The 17365-nt window shown below is 37.7% G+C and carries 12 protein-coding genes; 3 read left to right on the forward strand and 9 right to left on the reverse strand.

Annotated features, from left to right (window positions below; translation table 11 throughout):
• Window positions 1-384 precede the first annotated feature (384 nt).
• The 9 genes from KO502_RS14340 to KO502_RS14380 form a co-directional block, all read right to left on the reverse strand.
• Window positions 385-2019, reverse strand: coding sequence for a methyl-accepting chemotaxis protein (locus tag KO502_RS14340; RefSeq protein WP_216023252.1), 1635 nt, complete (start codon window positions 2017-2019; stop codon window positions 385-387).
• A 298-nt stretch (window positions 2020-2317) separates the two neighbouring features.
• A complete protein-coding gene (locus KO502_RS14345; RefSeq protein WP_216023298.1) occupies window positions 2318-3400 on the reverse strand; it encodes a DcaP family trimeric outer membrane transporter in 1083 nt (360 codons plus the stop codon).
• Window positions 3401-3764: 364 nt separating this feature from the next.
• Window positions 3765-5942, reverse strand: coding sequence for a S9 family peptidase (locus KO502_RS14350; RefSeq protein ID WP_216023253.1), 2178 nt, complete (start codon window positions 5940-5942; stop codon window positions 3765-3767).
• Between the two features lie 60 nt (window positions 5943-6002).
• Complete coding sequence (locus KO502_RS14355; protein ID WP_216023254.1) at window positions 6003-7400, reverse strand: leucyl aminopeptidase family protein; 1398 nt, start codon at window positions 7398-7400, stop codon at window positions 6003-6005.
• A gap of 209 nt (window positions 7401-7609) precedes the next feature.
• Entirely contained in the window at window positions 7610-8326 is a 717-nt protein-coding gene (locus KO502_RS14360; protein WP_216023255.1) for an exonuclease domain-containing protein, read from the reverse strand.
• Window positions 8323-10245, reverse strand: a complete 1923-nt coding sequence (locus tag KO502_RS14365; RefSeq protein WP_216023299.1) for a putative nucleotidyltransferase substrate binding domain-containing protein — start codon at window positions 10243-10245, stop codon at window positions 8323-8325. The genes KO502_RS14360 and KO502_RS14365 overlap by 4 nt, the downstream gene beginning before the upstream one ends.
• 159 nt (window positions 10246-10404) lie before the next feature.
• Window positions 10405-12408: a methyl-accepting chemotaxis protein gene (locus KO502_RS14370; protein WP_216023256.1), complete on the reverse strand. Its 2004-nt coding sequence runs from the start codon at window positions 12406-12408 to the stop codon at window positions 10405-10407.
• 373 nt (window positions 12409-12781) lie between these two features.
• The gene (locus KO502_RS14375) at window positions 12782-13432 is read right to left on the reverse strand and encodes a DsbA family oxidoreductase (RefSeq protein WP_216023257.1); all 651 of its coding nucleotides are present in this window, start codon (window positions 13430-13432) and stop codon (window positions 12782-12784) included.
• 182 nt (window positions 13433-13614) lie between these two features.
• Window positions 13615-14166, reverse strand: a complete 552-nt coding sequence (locus KO502_RS14380) for a carboxymuconolactone decarboxylase family protein (protein WP_216023258.1) — start codon at window positions 14164-14166, stop codon at window positions 13615-13617.
• A 231-nt stretch (window positions 14167-14397) separates the two neighbouring features.
• On the opposite strand from KO502_RS14380, the gene KO502_RS14385 reads away from it, so the two are divergent.
• The 3 genes from KO502_RS14385 (at window position 14398) to KO502_RS14395 (ending at window position 17350) form a co-directional block, all read left to right on the forward strand.
• The gene (locus KO502_RS14385) at window positions 14398-14982 is read left to right on the forward strand and encodes a TetR/AcrR family transcriptional regulator (protein WP_216023259.1); all 585 of its coding nucleotides are present in this window, start codon (window positions 14398-14400) and stop codon (window positions 14980-14982) included.
• A 326-nt stretch (window positions 14983-15308) separates the two neighbouring features.
• Window positions 15309-15557 (forward strand): DUF4212 domain-containing protein, encoded by a 249-nt coding sequence (locus KO502_RS14390; RefSeq protein WP_216023260.1) that lies wholly within the window; start codon window positions 15309-15311, stop codon window positions 15555-15557.
• A 2-nt stretch (window positions 15558-15559) separates the two neighbouring features.
• Window positions 15560-17350, forward strand: a complete 1791-nt coding sequence (locus KO502_RS14395) for a sodium:solute symporter family protein (protein WP_216023261.1) — start codon at window positions 15560-15562, stop codon at window positions 17348-17350.
• The last annotated feature ends 15 nt before the right edge of the window (window positions 17351-17365 follow it).

Raw genomic sequence — 17365 nt, forward strand, 5'->3', positions numbered from 1 at the left:
TAACGTAATGAGAATGATTATCATTTGTTTCGTTGCTTAGTAAGTGAATGCTCTCTCACTAAATAAGTAACGGTAAGGAAAGGAACTTAGTAATTATGCTTCAGGACACATAACGACTAAGTTTCATTTGCTAGATTACTTAAGCGGTGAATGCTCTCTCACTTAATAAGTTATAGCAAAGCACGGAGCTTGGTGGTTATGTTTCAGGACGCATAGCCACTAAGTGCCAACCTTACTTTTTAAAGTGTGAATTTAATGGTGTGCTTCAGGACCACACATTAACTGAGCACTTTAAGTTTCTATTATATGTTTTTGATGGTTTAGCCAGTAATACCTTGATAAGTATTACTGGCTTTTTTATGCTCGTCGATAAACTTATTACAGTTATATTTTAAATCGACTAACCACTTCCGACATGCCGTTACTACTGCCTTTTAACTCTTGACTTGTGGCACCCAAGATTTCCGTGGTAGCTAGGGATTCATCAGCCATACCAGCAAGATCATTAATTCGTAAGTTGATTTCACTCGCTGCTTGGCTTTGCTGCTCTGTTGCGCGAGCAATTTGAGTATTCATATCTGAAATAAGCTCCATCAGTTTATCTATTTCAGTTAATGAGTCATCTGCTTTACTGGTGTGTTCTACTGTTTGCATGGAAATATTTTGGCTAATTTTTACAGCGGCAACCGCTTCTTGTGCGCCAGACTGTAATTTTTGAATCATTTGCTGAATTTCATTAGTACTTTGTTCTGTTCTATTAGCTAAAGTACGTACTTCGTCGGCAACAACAGCAAAACCTCGGCCTTGCTCACCTGCTCTCGCGGCTTCAATAGCAGCATTTAATGCTAATAAATTGGTTTGTTCAGCAATGCCTCTGATTACATCGAGTACAGAGCCAATGTTGTCGCTTTCAGACGCTAAACTTGCGATAACTTGACTCACTTCATCAATGTTGGTTGATAATGACTGCATTTGATTGATGGTATTTGAGATTATTTGCTTACCATCAGAGGTGTTAGTTCTTGCTTCGTTAGCTGCATGTTCAGCTGAACTAGCATTATCACTAACTTCTTTGATTTGTGAGCTCATTTCTTCCATTGCTGTTGCAACTTGTGCGGTAATGTCATTTTGGTTTTGTATTAGTGTTTGTACCGCTTCACTTGCTCCAGCAACGGCATCGGAATGCTCAAGAACTTGGCTAGTGTTATTAGCTACATCTTGTAATGATTGACGAATCTTGCGAGTAAATTCATTAAAGTATTTAGAAAGGTGTGATATTTCATCATGACCTGTTGCGTCTAAAGATTGTGTTAAGTCGCCTTCACCTTGAGCTATATCTTTCATTAATTCAGCAGCAGAGCGGCTAGGTAGTATGATGCTTTGACCGATAAAGTAACTTATTGCAATTATGGCTAAAATAATAATGATGCTGTTGGTTATTACTAAATTACGTTGTTTAGCAAAACTTACATCAATATCATCTAAATAAGTACCTGAGCCAATAATCCATTGCCAAGGAGTAAAACCTTTAACAAAACTGATTTTGTCTATAGGCTTATCGAAACCAGCTTTTGCCCATTTGTAATAAACGTAACCTTCACCCTCTGCTTTAGTGACTTTCACCATTTCTACAAATAAGCGTTTGCCGTCGGGATCTTTAAAGTTGGATATATCTTTACCGTTCAATTTAGCGTTAATTGGGTGCATTATCATATTCGGTTTAAAATCATTCACCCAAAAATAATTAGTACTGTCGTAACGCATAGCGGCAATAACATTTAATGCCTGTTGTTTTGCGTCACCTTCACTGAGCTCACCCGCTTTTTGTAAAGCATAATAGTGTTCTATTACACCGTAAGTACTATCAACAAGCTCTTTAGTGGCTTGCTGTTTTTGTTTAAGCATTAATTGGTATTCTTCTGACAAGCTCATGGTATCAAGCACAATGAGGCCTATGATGAATAATGCGGCTAATGCGCTTAATCTTTGCTGTATAGTAAACTTTCGTAAGAAATCCATTTTTTATCCTTTTTTAACTAATAAATGCTAGTGCTAATATTTTTAGTAATAATTTTTAAGCTGAGCCTGAAACTAAGTTTAGTCGATAACTATAGTGCCTAATTAAAGTGTTAATATAGGTACGATTTTAAAGATTTAGGTTAATTATAGATAAGAAATACAGCTAAGCGAGAATTAGAGTGCGAATAAGAGATATGTTTAGTTTTTGTATAAAAAAAGGGAAGCCAAAGCTTCCCAATAAAATAACCTCAAGGAGGTTAAACAATGCAAAAATTTTACATTAAATATTTACGTTAACTTACAATACGAACTTTGTTGATAATTGTACGTAGGTTGAATCGCCGCCAGTAGTTGTACCGGAAGCCGAAGTGGCGTTAGCCATATCAAAATTACCTACTTCAACACCAACAGAAAGCTGTTTAGTCAGACTTTGGAATAAGTTAACGCCAAAGTGAGAACGATCTCTATCACTTAGATCTGTTGTGGTATTACCATAAAATACTGAGCTACGTAGGGTTTCATTCCAAAAGTGGCGATAAGCAACCATAATTGAGACTGATTCTTCTACTTCATCACCAACCACATCGGTGGCAGCAGTAACGCCAACATAACGACCCGTGTTACCTGCGTGTACTTGGAAACGTACATCATCTTTGCCAAAGGTATTAATACGACCTGCAACACCAACGCCTACTCCAGTTTCAGAGCCGCCGGTAGTTTGTAATTGACGGACTAAACCAGCAACTGAAACGTTACCCCAATCGCCAGAAAAGGTGTATTTACCAATAAAATCAGGGATTGAGTCATCGCCGTGAACACCACCATACGTTTCAGGGTTTTCAATAGACAGTTGTAAACCGCCATTGGTATAACGAATCTGTCCCTGACGAATAAAGGCAGAAGCCACTAAAGGCCCTGCAAAATCGGCCGCTTCAGCAAGTGAGCTAGTGTTTTGAAAAGTAGTCCAAGTTTGACCGACTAAAATATCTTTGTATTTAACAAAGGCGTGACGTAAACGTGGTTTTGAAGAGTTTGAGATAATTTCATTACCACCACCAGCAACACCGTCACCATAAAAATCAATTTCAATAAAACCGGTTACGTCGCCATGGGTATATTTGGTATTAAAACGTGTTTCGTTGGCTGAAATGCCAAAGTTTGAAATATCACTGTCTAAAACTGTACCACCACCATAAAAGTAATCATTGGCGGCAATATTACCGTTCATATAGCGCGCATCAACTTTAATGTAACCACCAAAAGTTAAACTGTCACCGTCATCTAATTTAATTGTATAGCTAGCGTTAGCAGCAGCTGTAACGGCTAGTAAGCTAGTTGCTAATGCTAATCTTTTAACTTTAAACGTAGTTTTTTTAAACATAGAATTATTAAGCATGATATTCCCTTTATTGTTCACCAATTTTGGTTGGACTTATTATATGTGTATTTTTTATTGTTACGTTTTTCAATACGATCATAAGTTAGAGTGTAAAGTGAACAAAATAAATTAGACCTAAGTCTACATTGTTAAGAAAAAAGAATAGTTCGAGTTAAGTATGTATTGTATCGAAGAAGTTAACCAAGCAGTTTATAAGAGCTTGCTAGCATGATTGCCTCAATACTATTGTGGTGTTGAGACACTAACAAAGGGGTATCTAAAGAAAGAACGGTTACTCTTTCTTTAGACTATTTGAACATGGTTTAAATTTAAGAAGTTAACAAATCGCGATTAATGCCCCTTTAACTTAATCAGCAGTAGTTGACTCTTTATGCTCTGTAACACTTGCTTTAGTGTATTGCTTTAAATTTATTTGATGGGGCAAGTCTGGGCTAGGCATTGTTTTATTGCCGTGCTTTAAATAGTTATCCATCCAGCGCATTAACCGTAAGTTGTAGTCATATTTTGCTGCAGCACGTTTGTTGCCATGACCTTCATCAGGATAATAAACCAAGCGTACGGTTTTACCGTGGACTTTCATATAACGGTACATTTCTAATGATTGTGCGGGGTGTACGCGAGGATCTGCTTTACCGTGCATAATTAACAAGGGAGTTTTTGATTGTTTAGCCCAATAAATAGGACTGCGTTCTAAATACCATTGCCATTTTTCCCACGGATAAGAGCGGGCGTGTACTAAGTGCATCTCATTAGGAATGTCGGTAGTACCAAACTTTGATAATTGATTTGCTATACCAACAAACATAACGCTGGCGGCAAAATGTTTAGTTAATTTGGTTGCCCCCCAAGCGGCAGCGTAGCCACCATAAGAACCACCGGTAATACCTACTTTTTTCTCGTCGGCTAAACCTATATTGACGAGGTGATTTTTTAAATCGACTAAATCATCAAATTCTTTGCCTGCATAATCGTTTTGACCTAATTTGGAGTAGTTGACACCTTGGCCGGTGCTACCTCGATAGTTTGGATAAAAAACCAGGTAATCTTGTGCGGCAGCTAATTGTCCAGGGCTTGCGTAACCTGTAAGCCAACCATCTTTTACATGACTTTCAGGGCCACCATGCACCGACATAATTAATGGGTAACGTTGACCTTCTTTATAGTTGAGCGGGTAAACTAATACGCCGCCTACCTCTATACCATCGCGTGCTTGAATAGTGATACTTTCTTGTTTGGCTAATGGTAAGTCGGTTAACCAAGCATTTGAATAGGTTAAACGGGCGTGTTGTGTACCGCGCAGTAAAAAAACTTCATTAGGGTGTTGTGCGGTATTGCCTCTAATTGCCACCGTTTTGTCAGAATCAGAAATACTTAAATTGCTGGCGATAAAGCTGCCAACGTCAATAACTGTGGTGTAATCGCTAGATCCAGGTTTGATGTTAGCAATAATAGACTGGGTGCCAATATCGGCAATAAAGAGTAACTCATTGCGCGAATTTGCCCATTCAAAGTCACTAACGTGACCGTTAAAATTAGGTAACCAATTGGCAACATTACCTGAATTGGCATTAGCAATATATAAGCGCCCTAAAGCCGGATCATGCTGGTCTTGCGCGCCGAGCAAGGCAACATATTTTCCGTCATAAGAAAATTCGGCAGCGCCTAACTTACCTTCGGTTACAAAGGTTGTTTTAATTTCTTGGCTAGCTATATCAACAATATGCCACTTTGACTTCATGTATTTGTCATCAATTAATGGCGTAGGCTGTGTTTTTACTAATAAGTCGCTACCGTTTGGTGAAAAGCGAACAGCAGAAACACTGCCTTTAATATCCCATGCTTGTGGGCTAAGGCTTTTATTGGAGGCTAATGCAGATTTATCAGACGGATTAATATTGATAACGTATAAAAACTGGTTACTTAACTCTTCTTCAAAAACTTCAGCTTTAAAGCCTAGCTCTTTTAGTTTTTTTACCGATTTGTCTTTGGCTTTTTTGGCTAGCAATGCAATTTTACTGTTATCGCGGTTTACTGTGTATTGGCTTATATTGGTGTCTTTGAGCGCGATAGCTTGTTGTGCTTGCCCACCATCAACTGCAATTTGATAAAGGGCGGTAAACTCATCATTTTTCATTTTCGCTAAAAAATAAATTAATGAGCCATCAGCAGACCATTGAATGTTGTTTATATTTACCTTACCAGTAACAAATGCTCGCTCTTTACCGTGATTGTCAACTAAATAGAGTTCGCTCCAATTTTTGCCATTTTTTTCAATATAAATTTCACGAGGCACAGAGCGGATAAAAGCCACAAACTCACCACTAGGGCTAACTTGCGCTTGCCTTATTGATTGCAGTGTTGCAAGCTTTTCGGCGGTAAATAATGTGGTCGATTGTTTAGTAGTATTTAGCTGTTCAGCTATAACGTTTGAACAACTAATAACACTGTAAATTAAACTCAATTTAGCGACTAAAGATAACTGAAAGTTGACGGTATTTTTGAGTGCAATTAACGCTTTGTACATTGTTAGTCCTTTGCTTTCGTGTTGAATGCTTTAATTTTTTGTCGCTTATGTGTATGAATTTTAGTTAAAACGCGCTTGTAAATAATCAAAAACAGCACGAATACCAAATGCTTCACCACCTAATGGACGGCCTGATAAATGGCGAATATTAAATGCCATAACATCAAAATGTACCCAGTCAGTTTTTTCAACAAAACGCTGTAAATATAATGCTGCGGTAATAGCGCCACCAAAAGGTTGCGCCGCGCAGTTAGTCATATCTGCAATTGAGCTACTAAATAAATTATCGTAAGGACTATACAGCGGCATCCGCCAAACAGGATCGCTAATTTTATTACCCGCTAGGGTAATGCCGGCTGCTACGTCGTCATTATTAGCGAAAAAACCTGGTAATTCGGTACCTAACGCAACGCGCATTGCGCCTGTTAAGGTAGCAAAATCAATAATTAATTCAGGCTCGTCGTTTTCAGCTTCAGCTAAGGCATCACACAAGACTAAACGACCTTCAGCATCTGTGTTATGTATCTCAACGGTAAGCCCTTTACGGGTAGTAATTACGTCACCAGGGCGAAAGGCATTATTCGACACGGCATTTTCTACTGCAGGAATTAATACACGTAAGTTAATAGGTAAATTATGCGCCATAATCAGTTGTGCTAAACCTAATACGTGCGCCGAGCCGCCCATGTCTTTTTTCATGGTACGCATACCAGCAGATGGTTTTATATCTAAACCGCCACTGTCAAAGCAAACACCTTTACCTACTAAGGTTATTTTTGGGTTGTTACTATCGCCCCAACGCAAATCGATTAGGCGCGGTGTATGTACGCTGGCTCTACCAACGGCGTGAATGGTTGGGTAATTTTGTGTTAATAATTCATCACCAATAATATGGATTACTTTAGCGTTATATTGTGTCGCTAAATCATCGGTTGCTTGGGCTAAGTGCTCTGGCATCATGTCTGCTGCTGGAGTGTTAATTAAATCACGGGTAAGGGCAGTTGCTTGTGCAAAACGAATAGCCTTGGTCACTATATCGGTACTATTATTTACCTTGCCTAATGCTAATGATGCCAGCTTTTTATCACTTTTATTACTAACGTATCTATCATAGTTGTAAGCGCCAACTAACCAGCCAAAAGTTATTGCTTCTATATTCTCAGGTGAAGATTGTAATAAATATTGACCTTCGGGTAATTGTTTAATGAGATCGCCGCAGGCAAAAAAATCACTAGCATTATTTACTACAAAGAGTACTTGGCTAAGTTCACCCTGATTGTTCGGTAGCAAGGCTAAACCTTTGCCGCTATATTGGGTGTTTGCTAACCAGGCTTGGTTTTGTGGATCTTGATTTTCAAGCCAAGTGGTATAAACAGTTTCGTTTATAATGGTTAATGGCGTGCCTGTACTTTGCGTATTTATTAAAGAAGTTAGATCAGAAGTGAATAAGTTACTCATGTGTATCCTTTAGCGAAAGATTCTCTTGATAATGATTTTCTTGGTATTTGTATTGTCCGTATTAGTTTGATTGTAACGCAAGACGCGCAGAGAGAAAGCTCTTTATTTGTGGATTTATTTGAAAGGGGCTAGGTGTAATAATGATTAACAAAAGCTATAGTAATCATATTTTCAATTGTGTAATACCAATGCAGCTTAGTTATTACTTACTATAAAAGAACATCCCGTAACGTAGTTTTCCCATCTTTATTAGCTTTACTCATTTGTGCCATAAATAATTCTGCGGTAGCAATGGCATCAGACAGTGCGTCATGTGCATGGTGTTCAGGTAACTCAAATTTATGGCGTAAGTTGCTCAGGCGTAATTCGGAAGGATCATAAGCAACATCACGTTTATCTAAACGGCGTTTTTCTATTGCTAAGGTATCAATAATAGGAAACACTGGTGCCATGCCATACAATTCATAACAAGCTTGTGTTAAAAATTGCCTTTCAATACGGGCAAAATGCACTAACATTACTTTACCTGCTAATGCTTTCAACAGCGCTTCAACTACCTCTTTTAAAGATTTACCTTGCTCTTTTTGGCTGTCGGTAATGTGATGAATAATGACGTTACTTTCTTCTAACTGCGCTTTCGTTTTAATAATTTGATGATAGCAAGTATTGAGTGCGATTTGCTGTTGTTTTAAGTTTACAAACCCCACGCTAAGTAACTTGTCGCGAGTAGCATCTAAACCAGTGGTTTCAAAATCTACTGCTAATATCTCAATATCATCAATGGGCGTGTTTATACTGATAACAGGTACGGCTAAAAAATTACGTAAAGCTCCTGCGGGTGCCTTTTTAAAAAGACGTTTACGTTGGGCTTCATAACCCAATAACCATGAAAATAAAGAGGAATTTCCGATCGTAGCATTAATCATTGGTAGCTCGACTGCCTAGCGTCTTGTAAGCTTTTAATTACTTTAAATGCATCTTTAAGATGTTCCCGTTCTAATTTAGAAATGTCTTTAGGTGATAAATAATTGTCGGCACTTTCCCCGCGCATTAAACATTTTGCTTGATGCTCTACTCGTAACATACCAAGAAATTCGTACGCATCAATTAAGTTTTCTGCTGAAGCTTTAGTGAGTGATGGTGTGCCTGCTGCTTGTTGAATACGTTCAATAGTATTTACTGCGCTAATACCTTCGGCAAGCGCGTAAATACGGGCTAAGTCAACAACGGGGGCAATGCCATTGTGTTTTAAATCAAGGGTAGCTTTATGTTTACCATTGGGCTTTAAAACAAAATCACGAAAAAAACCTAGAGGAGGACGCAAACTTAATGCATTTTTAGATAAGTGAGCAATAAACAAAGTGTTTTGCTTGGTTTGTTTTAATAGTTTTTTTCTTACGTTGCGAAGTATTGATGCATCACCGTAAATGGTCTCTAAATCAAAGAAAACACTACTATTTAATAACGCTTGTGGGCTTGGCGTACCGACCCAGTCACTAAAGTATTTATGCCAAACTCTTTGTGGCTGTCGCCATTTTGGATTAGTTGCCATAATATCGCCAGGGCAATATATAAAACCACACTCAGCTAAACCATCACAGACAAAATCGGCTAGGCTTTCAAACCACGCATCGTCATACGGTTTCATGGTGTCTGAAATAATAATTGCGTTGTCTTGATCTGAATGTGCTAATTGCTCTTGTCGAGCTTGCGAGCCGGCAGCTAACCATGCATAAGGTACAGGGGCTGGTCCATATTTATATTCTGCTAATTCTATTAAACGTTTGGTAAACGCCATGGTGATTGCACTAACACTTTTACCAACATGATCTGCACTGCTACCTAATTTAGCTAAGCGTATTTGTAATTTAGGTAATAAGTGACTTATTTCAGCTAATTGTTGAACAGTTTGCGCTTTATGAATAATGCTAGATAAATTAATCGCATTATGGCCTTCATTATTAATGAGGTCGGTAACAGTGACCATGCCAACAAGGTTGCCATATTTGGTGACAGGAAGATGATGAATATGCTTTGCGGTCATCATCATTAGTGCGTCGTAAGCATTATTTTTAATGTCAATACTGCACATATCTGTTGTCATTATACTGCTAATTTTTTCGCTAGTAGCTAACCCTGTAGCGACACAGCGACGACGAATATCTTTGTCGGTAACAATACCAACAGAGGTGCCTTTTTCCGTTACCACTAAACAAGAATAACCTTGTTCATTCATTTGTATAGCAGCTTGTTGAATTGTTTTTTCAATGTCAATAGAAGCGACTGGGCTTTGATAAAAGCTACCTACCGATGAGTTCATTAAGGTTGAAGATAAAATTGCCTCTTCATTTACTTGTGTCATTTTGCGTTTTAGACGCTGGGCGGAATTTTGGCTGAAGTAATCACTAATGCTCGGAAATCGTTCACCTATTTCCTGTATAACGCTAGTTTGAACACTGTAAATTAAACAGTCTTCATCGGTATGCACTTGCAGCTGATTGTCAATGGCGGTTTGATTTGTACTCAATAAGGTATGAGTGAACACATTTTCATTCGCGGTGTTACTTTCTGTGGTACTGACATTAGCATGAAAAAAAGCATCGCATAAATCTCCTTCGCCTAATTTATTGACTAATTCACCATCAGCAGAGAGGCAACTCATCGCACCTTTTCTGATGATGTAAAGTCTGGCTTCTTTGATACTTTTTGGTGGAAAGGGCTCAGATTTTCTAACGTAATTAATTGATAATTCACGAACAAGTTGCGAAAGTACTTGTTTAGGTAAGCTGTCAAAGGGCGGAATACTGTGAATAAAACTGCTTATCTCTGAAAGTTCAGGATCCATACTCATGCTTCAGCCTTATAATATAAGTGAATAATATCGCGTGATATGGCTAATCTAGAGTCTTGGTGATGTTTAGACAAGTGTTAATCAGTAAAATTAGACTAAAGTGTGAGTTGTCAGGACGAATGATTCGTCCTGACAATAATCGACATTCATCAATTAATTTTCGTCTATTTTAAATTCACTAATGTAAACATTTAAGCGACCGCCGGTTTCTTTTAAACCTTCAGCGGAAGAAGCTGTGTCATTTGTTTTTGAGGTGATTTTGTCGGCATCTTCTTTGATCGCATGTATGCGTTCATTGATTTCATTGGACACATTCGTTTGTTGTTCAGCTGCCGTTGCGATTTGTTCAGCCATTTGCATAATGTTGTCTAGCTCAGTTTTCATTATATTTACCGCTTCAGCACCTTCAATCACAATATCCACAGCTTTAGCACCTTCAGATTGTAAATTATCCATATTGGTAGTAGCGGCATCTGCACCTTTTTGAAGTGCTTCTATTTGATAACGAATTTGTTCTGTCGATTCTTGAGTTCGACCTGCTAAGCTTCTCACTTCATCTGCGACAACCGCAAAGCCTCTACCCATATCACCAGCTCTTGCGGCTTCAATAGCAGCATTTAAAGCTAATAAGTTAGTTTGCTCGGCAATACCCTGTATTACATTTAACACATTGCCAATAAGGCTAGTTTCCTGATTTAATGAATTAACGACTTGACTTGTGTTGCCTAACTCTAACGTTAACTTTTCCATCATTTGCTGACTTAATGCCGCATTATCTGAACTTTTCACTGCAATATTGTAAGCATTTTGAACTGCATTAGAGGTTTGTAATGCCATGTTAGACACTTCTTCTATCGTTGCGGTCATTTCATTGATGGCAACAGAAATACTATCTGTTGCTTGAAGTTGTCTATCAGAAAGCTCTAACGATTCATTCATCGCATTGGAAACATCACTGGTTGTTTTGTTAATAACAATAGCTTCATTTTTGACATAGCCAAGGGTTGCATTAAAGCTTTCGAGTAAGCTATTAAACGCCGCACTTAATTCGGACAATTCATCTTTACCGTCAGCATCGAGTTTGATTGACATGTCTTTGTTTGTGGTTAACAGCTTAAAAGAGCCAACCATTGCTTTTAATTGGTTAGTAATACTGTGACCAATAAAATATGAAATAATTGCAATGATTACTAGTGCTAGAATCATTAAAATTAACGTTTCTATTACGCGTTGGTTAGCGTCATCTATTAGCGCTTCTTTTGTATCAATAAGCTGATTTAATGCAACATCCATGGTCTGCTGATAAAGGTCGAAAATTTCAGCCGTGGTGCGATCCCAGTCTATGCTTGCATCAACTTTTAATGGTTTATTGAGTTGCTCGTATATACCTGTGCGTGCTTGTAAAGCAATTTGGTCAGCCATTAGAAAGTATTTGTTAGCTCTCATTTCATTATATGCTTTGGCTGTTGCTTCATCGGCAAAGCTTAAAAAGGTATCCAAGTAATTTTGGTTTTTAGTAAAGCTACTATAAATTTGAGTGTGAGTGTAAACATCTCTAGCATTGTAAATGGCTAAATAGACAAAACTATTATGAAAAGAATATTCTGTATTGGCGGCAACTAAATTGTAATAAGCACTGGATAATTTACCTAATTGCGGATTTTGCATTGAGATCACAACAATCTCATTAAGCGAAAGCACTAAGCGTTTAATTAATACTTCCATTTCCCACATGGTATGTAGATCACGACCAAATTCTGAGGTGTAATTTTTAGATAGATGAGATTTTTCATCAGCTGCATTACGAACATATTGAAATTTATCAATTAAATTGCGAATAATATTTATATGTTGGTTAAGTATTTGAAATTGTTCAAGGGTTTCTTTGTTTTCATTAATGAAATTCAAATATTTATTTTGACTCAACAACGCATTAGCTCGCGCTTTTTTCATCTCGTCTAAGTATTTATTGGCATCCATGGGCTTGCCAGCAATGTTTTTTTCTGGCGTTGCATCAATATATAAACGTGAATAAAAGGCTTCTTTTATAACGTCTGCAGCCAACGGAGCGGTTACTTGAGAGTAATCTAATACAACGTCTAACTTGTTGATATTATCTTGTTCAGTAAATGCATTGTTCAGTCTTTCTATTGACAACAAAAATGTAAAAATTAGCGGAATTAAAACTAAAATTATAATACGTGTTTGAATCTTAATTTTATTTAAAAATAACATGACAAGTATAACCTCATAAAAAATATAGATATTCTTTTAAATATTCTTGCAACAAGCTATTTAACTGTTAACAAAACTACAATTACTGTATTGAAAATAATATATTGAGTCAATTAATTATCAAAGAGATCGTACTGATAAATAGTTTGGGGGAGCCTTGTTTCTGTGTTAATAAGTTTTAAATAATAACCATTATTATTTTTGTTGGAGGAATTTATTCGCTTAGTAAGAACCTATAAGTAAACATAATTCAGGCTAAATTAGCAAGCTACTTCCTTGTAGTTACTATTGAGTCTTAATTTTGCTCTGCGAGCAATTGGCTAAGTACTTGTTTATAAGCCTCAACCGATTGTGCGCCTGTTAATGCGCTTGTACGATTAAAAACCACTGTAGGTACGCTTGAAACGCCCATGCTATGCCATTGTGTTTCGATAGCTCTGATTTTTTCACTGTTACTCGTATCAGCTAACGCTTGCTCTGCTTTAGCTCTGTCGATACCTATTGCATCGCTTTCTGCTAATAAAACATCACGTAGTGAAATATCTTTACCTTCGGTAAAAAAAGCAGTGAATAAACGGAGTTTGAGTTCGGTTTGCTTACCTAAATTTTCGGCTAAATCTAACAATATATGGGCATCGAGCGTATTAACCATCTTGGTTTCATCAGAGTAATTAAATATGAAATTATGCTCTGCGCCTAGTTTACTAATGTTTTCGCGGGCGCTATCGCTATCTGCACGCGAAGCCCCGTATTTTCTGGCGACGTGTTCGCGTAGTGGCTCACCTTCTGCGGGCATATCAGGGTTAAGCTCGAAAGGTTGCCATTCAATGTCAATTTTATCGTTAAGCTGTAATTCATCAATGGCAACTTTAAGTCGGTTGTAACCGATAATACACCACGGACAAACGATATCTGAAATGATGTCTAATTTGATTTTTTTAGTCATGACAACTCCATTTATAATTAATGAAACGGGAATAATCTTTATAGCGACAATTTTCTTTAGTTGCTGCTAATGAGAGGTTAAATCAAAACTACTCTGTAGCTAATAGCCCCCTATTAACCACAGAAGTAGCCTGATTTACCCCTTTGCACAACAGCGCACAAAGCCTCAGTAACCTAATTAAGTTACTTCTTAGTCCACGCAAAAGACTCAAACATTGGATCTACAGGGGTGTTAGCTACATGGTTTACATAGTTGCTAATTACTTTTTGTGATAAACCTAAGATAATTTCTAACACTTGCTGTTGACTGTAACCGGCAGTGAAAAAGTCTTTAAGATCTTGCTGCGAAACATTACCACGATTTCGAACCATGCTTAATGTAAAGTCTCTCAATGCTTGTAATTTAGCCGTTGGCAAAGCCGTTTCATTGCGTAACGCTTCTGTTATAGCAGGGTCAACCTTCATTGAATGAGCAATTCCAGTATGCGCGGGTACACAATAATGACATTCATGCTCAACATTAATGGTTTGCCAAACAACGGTTAACTCTTCGGCATCAAGCGATGTTTCTGTAAAAAACTGATGTAATTGTGTGTAGGCAGTTAATGTTTGTGGTGACTCGGCCATAACTGCGAATAAGCCAGGTACTGCGCCCATTTGCTTTTCTGCGCCGATTAAAATGTCTTTACTTTTGGTTGGTGCTGTTTCGGCTGTGTGTAGTGTAAATATAGTCATTGTTATATTCCTATTGGGTTAGTTTTATTTCGTTAAGTTAATTCTATATGAGTTACTATAGAAGATAATGAACGATCGTTCAATAAAATTAGTGAACATTCGTTCAAATATTTATTTTGAATAATAATTGAGTTAGTTTAAAGGGAGGTTTGCGTCTAATGAGTTTTGCTAATAAAATATATTTCTTTATAGTTGAACTAGCGTTCACTTAAATATTCTCAGGTGTTTTTTATGGCTAAGCCAGCAAAGTTTGATAGACAAGATGTAATTAATAAAGCCACAAATCTTTATTGGAAAAAAGGTTTTCACGCCACTTCAATGCGTAATTTACAAGATGTAATTGATATGCGTCCAGGTAGTATTTATGCTGCTTTTGGCAATAAAGATGGCCTTTTTCTTGAAGTTTTAAAAAATTACACAGACATGGGTATTTCCGCGCTAGCTGATTGTAGAGCAGAAAACTCCTCACCTATCGCGGCTTTAAAAGCGTTTGTAATTATGCAAGTTGTTGATACTCAAAAAGATGCGCCAAATGGGATGTGCATGTTAGCTAAAACTGTTGGTGAGTTAACTGATGAACACCAAGAATTGTTAACGACAGCAAGGAGTTCACTGCTGCGTATTGAACAAGCCTTTGTGAGTTTAATTGAAGAAGCACAAAGCTTAGGTGAAATTAGCCAAGATAAAGATGCTAAAAGGCTAGCAAGTCATGTGATGATACAAATTAACGGTTTACGTACTTATGCTACAGCGAATAATGGTAATGCGTCACTTAATGATTTAATTAATGATATGTTTACACAATATCCATTTTAATTGCTGCTGTTAGTTTAGCTTTAAAGCTAAACTAATTATGAAAAAATTAATCTGAGATCAGGTTATTTATCCTCGTTTACCTCCTTTCACTTCATTTGTTTAATATTTAATCGATAAACATAATTGTAAGGCATTAATTTAGCCTAACTTTGGTGAATCTAGACTAAAGGCTAATATCTCCTAAAAAAAAAGCTTGTTAGATTGATCAACAGTTGAAGTTAAGCTTTTACTAGAATGTTCAAATAATTACTAACAACTAATAAAGCGTAATAAAGCGAAGTAACATAATAATCGCTAACAAAACGCTCGGTCGCTAGGAGGCTATTGTGGAAAATAAAGAAGCATATTGGAAAGAAAATCTGCGCTTGATCTTTATCTGTCTTGCAATCTGGTTTTTTGTTTCATTTGGTTTAGGCCTACTGCTAGTAGAGCCGTTAAATGAAATTAGACTAGGTGGGTACAAGCTAGGTTTCTGGTTTGCACAGCAAGGTTCTATTTATTCATTTTTAGGTTTGATTTTTTGGTATGGCGCCAAAATGAACAAGCTTGATAAAAAATATAACGCGGAGAGCTAAAAATGGATGAGTTAAAATTCTATACTTACATCGCCGTATTCGGTACGTTTGGCTTATATTTTGCCATTGCTTGGTGGGCTCGTGCAGGTTCAACCAGTGATTTTTATGTAGCGGGTGGCGGCATTACCCCATTACAAAACGGTATGGCAATTGGTGCCGATTGGATGAGTGCAGCGTCATTTATTTCAATGGCAGGTATGATTTCCTTTATGGGTTACGGCGGCTCAGTTTTCTTAATGGGTTGGACTGGTGGTTATGTATTATTGGCTATGTTATTAGCGCCATATATGCGTAAACACGGTAAGTTCACCGTTCCTGAGTTTATTTTCGATCGTTATTACTCAAAAACAGCCCGTATTGTAGCGGTTGCTTGTTTAATTATCGCATCATTAACTTACATCATTGGTCAAATGAAAGGTGTAGGTGTTGCTTTCTCTCGCTTCTTAGAAGTTGATTACGGCTTAGGCTTAGGCATCGGCATGTTCGTTGTTTGGGTTTATGCGGTATTAGGCGGCATGAAAGGTATTACTTATACGCAAATTGCTCAGTATGTAGTAATGATTTTTGCATACACAATTCCAGCGGTATTTATTTCATTACAACTTACCGGTAATCCAATTCCGCAATTAGGTTTAGGTAGCACTTTAGCTGACGGTAGTGGTGTTTACTTACTTGATAAGTTAGACATGGTTGTAACTGAAATAGGCTTTAAAGAATACACTACATCAAACTTAGGCGGCACATTAAATATGTTCGCTTACACTATGTCGTTGATGATTGGTACAGCGGGTCTGCCGCATGTAATTATGCGCTTCTTTACTGTTCCCTCAGTAGAAGCTGCACGTTCTTCTGCAGGTTACGCTTTAGTATGTATTGCTTTACTTTACACAGTAGCTCCAGCTGTTGGTGCAATGGCTCGTTTGAACCTTATGCATACCATTGAACCGGTAGCGGGTCAAAATCTTGAGTATTCTGAACGTCCACAATGGTTTAAAGACTGGGAAACAACAGGTTTATTACAGTTTGAAGATAAAAATGGTGACGGTAAAATTCAATATACTGCCAACACTACAGATAGCAACATTGTCGTAACTAATGATATGACGGGTGCTCAACAAACTGTTGTTCCAAATGAAATGGTTAAAGTTGACCGTGACATCATGGTACTTGCGAACCCTGCTATTGCTAACTTACCAAACTGGGTTATTGCCTTAGTTGCAGCTGGTGGTTTAGCGGCGGCACTTTCGACAGCAGCCGGTTTATTGTTAGCGATATCATCATCAATCTCTCATGATTTAATGAAAGGGGTGTTAACGCCTGATTTATCTGAGAAGAATGAATTGCTTGCCGGTCGTGTTGTAATGACCATTGCTATCTTAATCTCTGGTTATCTAGGGCTTCATCCTCCAGGGTTTGCTGCAGGTACAGTTGCATTAGCCTTTGGTTTAGCAGCATCAAGTATCTTCCCGGCATTAATGATGGGTATATTCTCTAAGAAAATGAGTGGTACAGCAGCTATCGCAGGTATGTGTTCAGGTATCGGTGTAACAATGTTATACGTGTTCCAACACAAAGGTATTATGTTTATCCCAGGTACTGACTTCCTAGGAAACATGGGAGCAGATTGGTTCTTCGGTATCTCTCCTAATGCATTTGGTGCAGTTGGTGCATTAGTTAACTTTGCTGTAGCATTTGCAGTACTTAAGTTTACCGGCCCAGCTCCTGCTAATATTCAAGATATGGTAGAAAACATGCGTACTCCGGGCGATGTAGGCGCAGCACATGCACACTAAGGGAGGAAGTATGGG

The sequence above is a fragment of the Colwellia sp. E2M01 genome (genome assembly GCF_018860585.1).
Taxonomy (GTDB): Bacteria; Pseudomonadota; Gammaproteobacteria; order Enterobacterales; family Alteromonadaceae; genus Colwellia.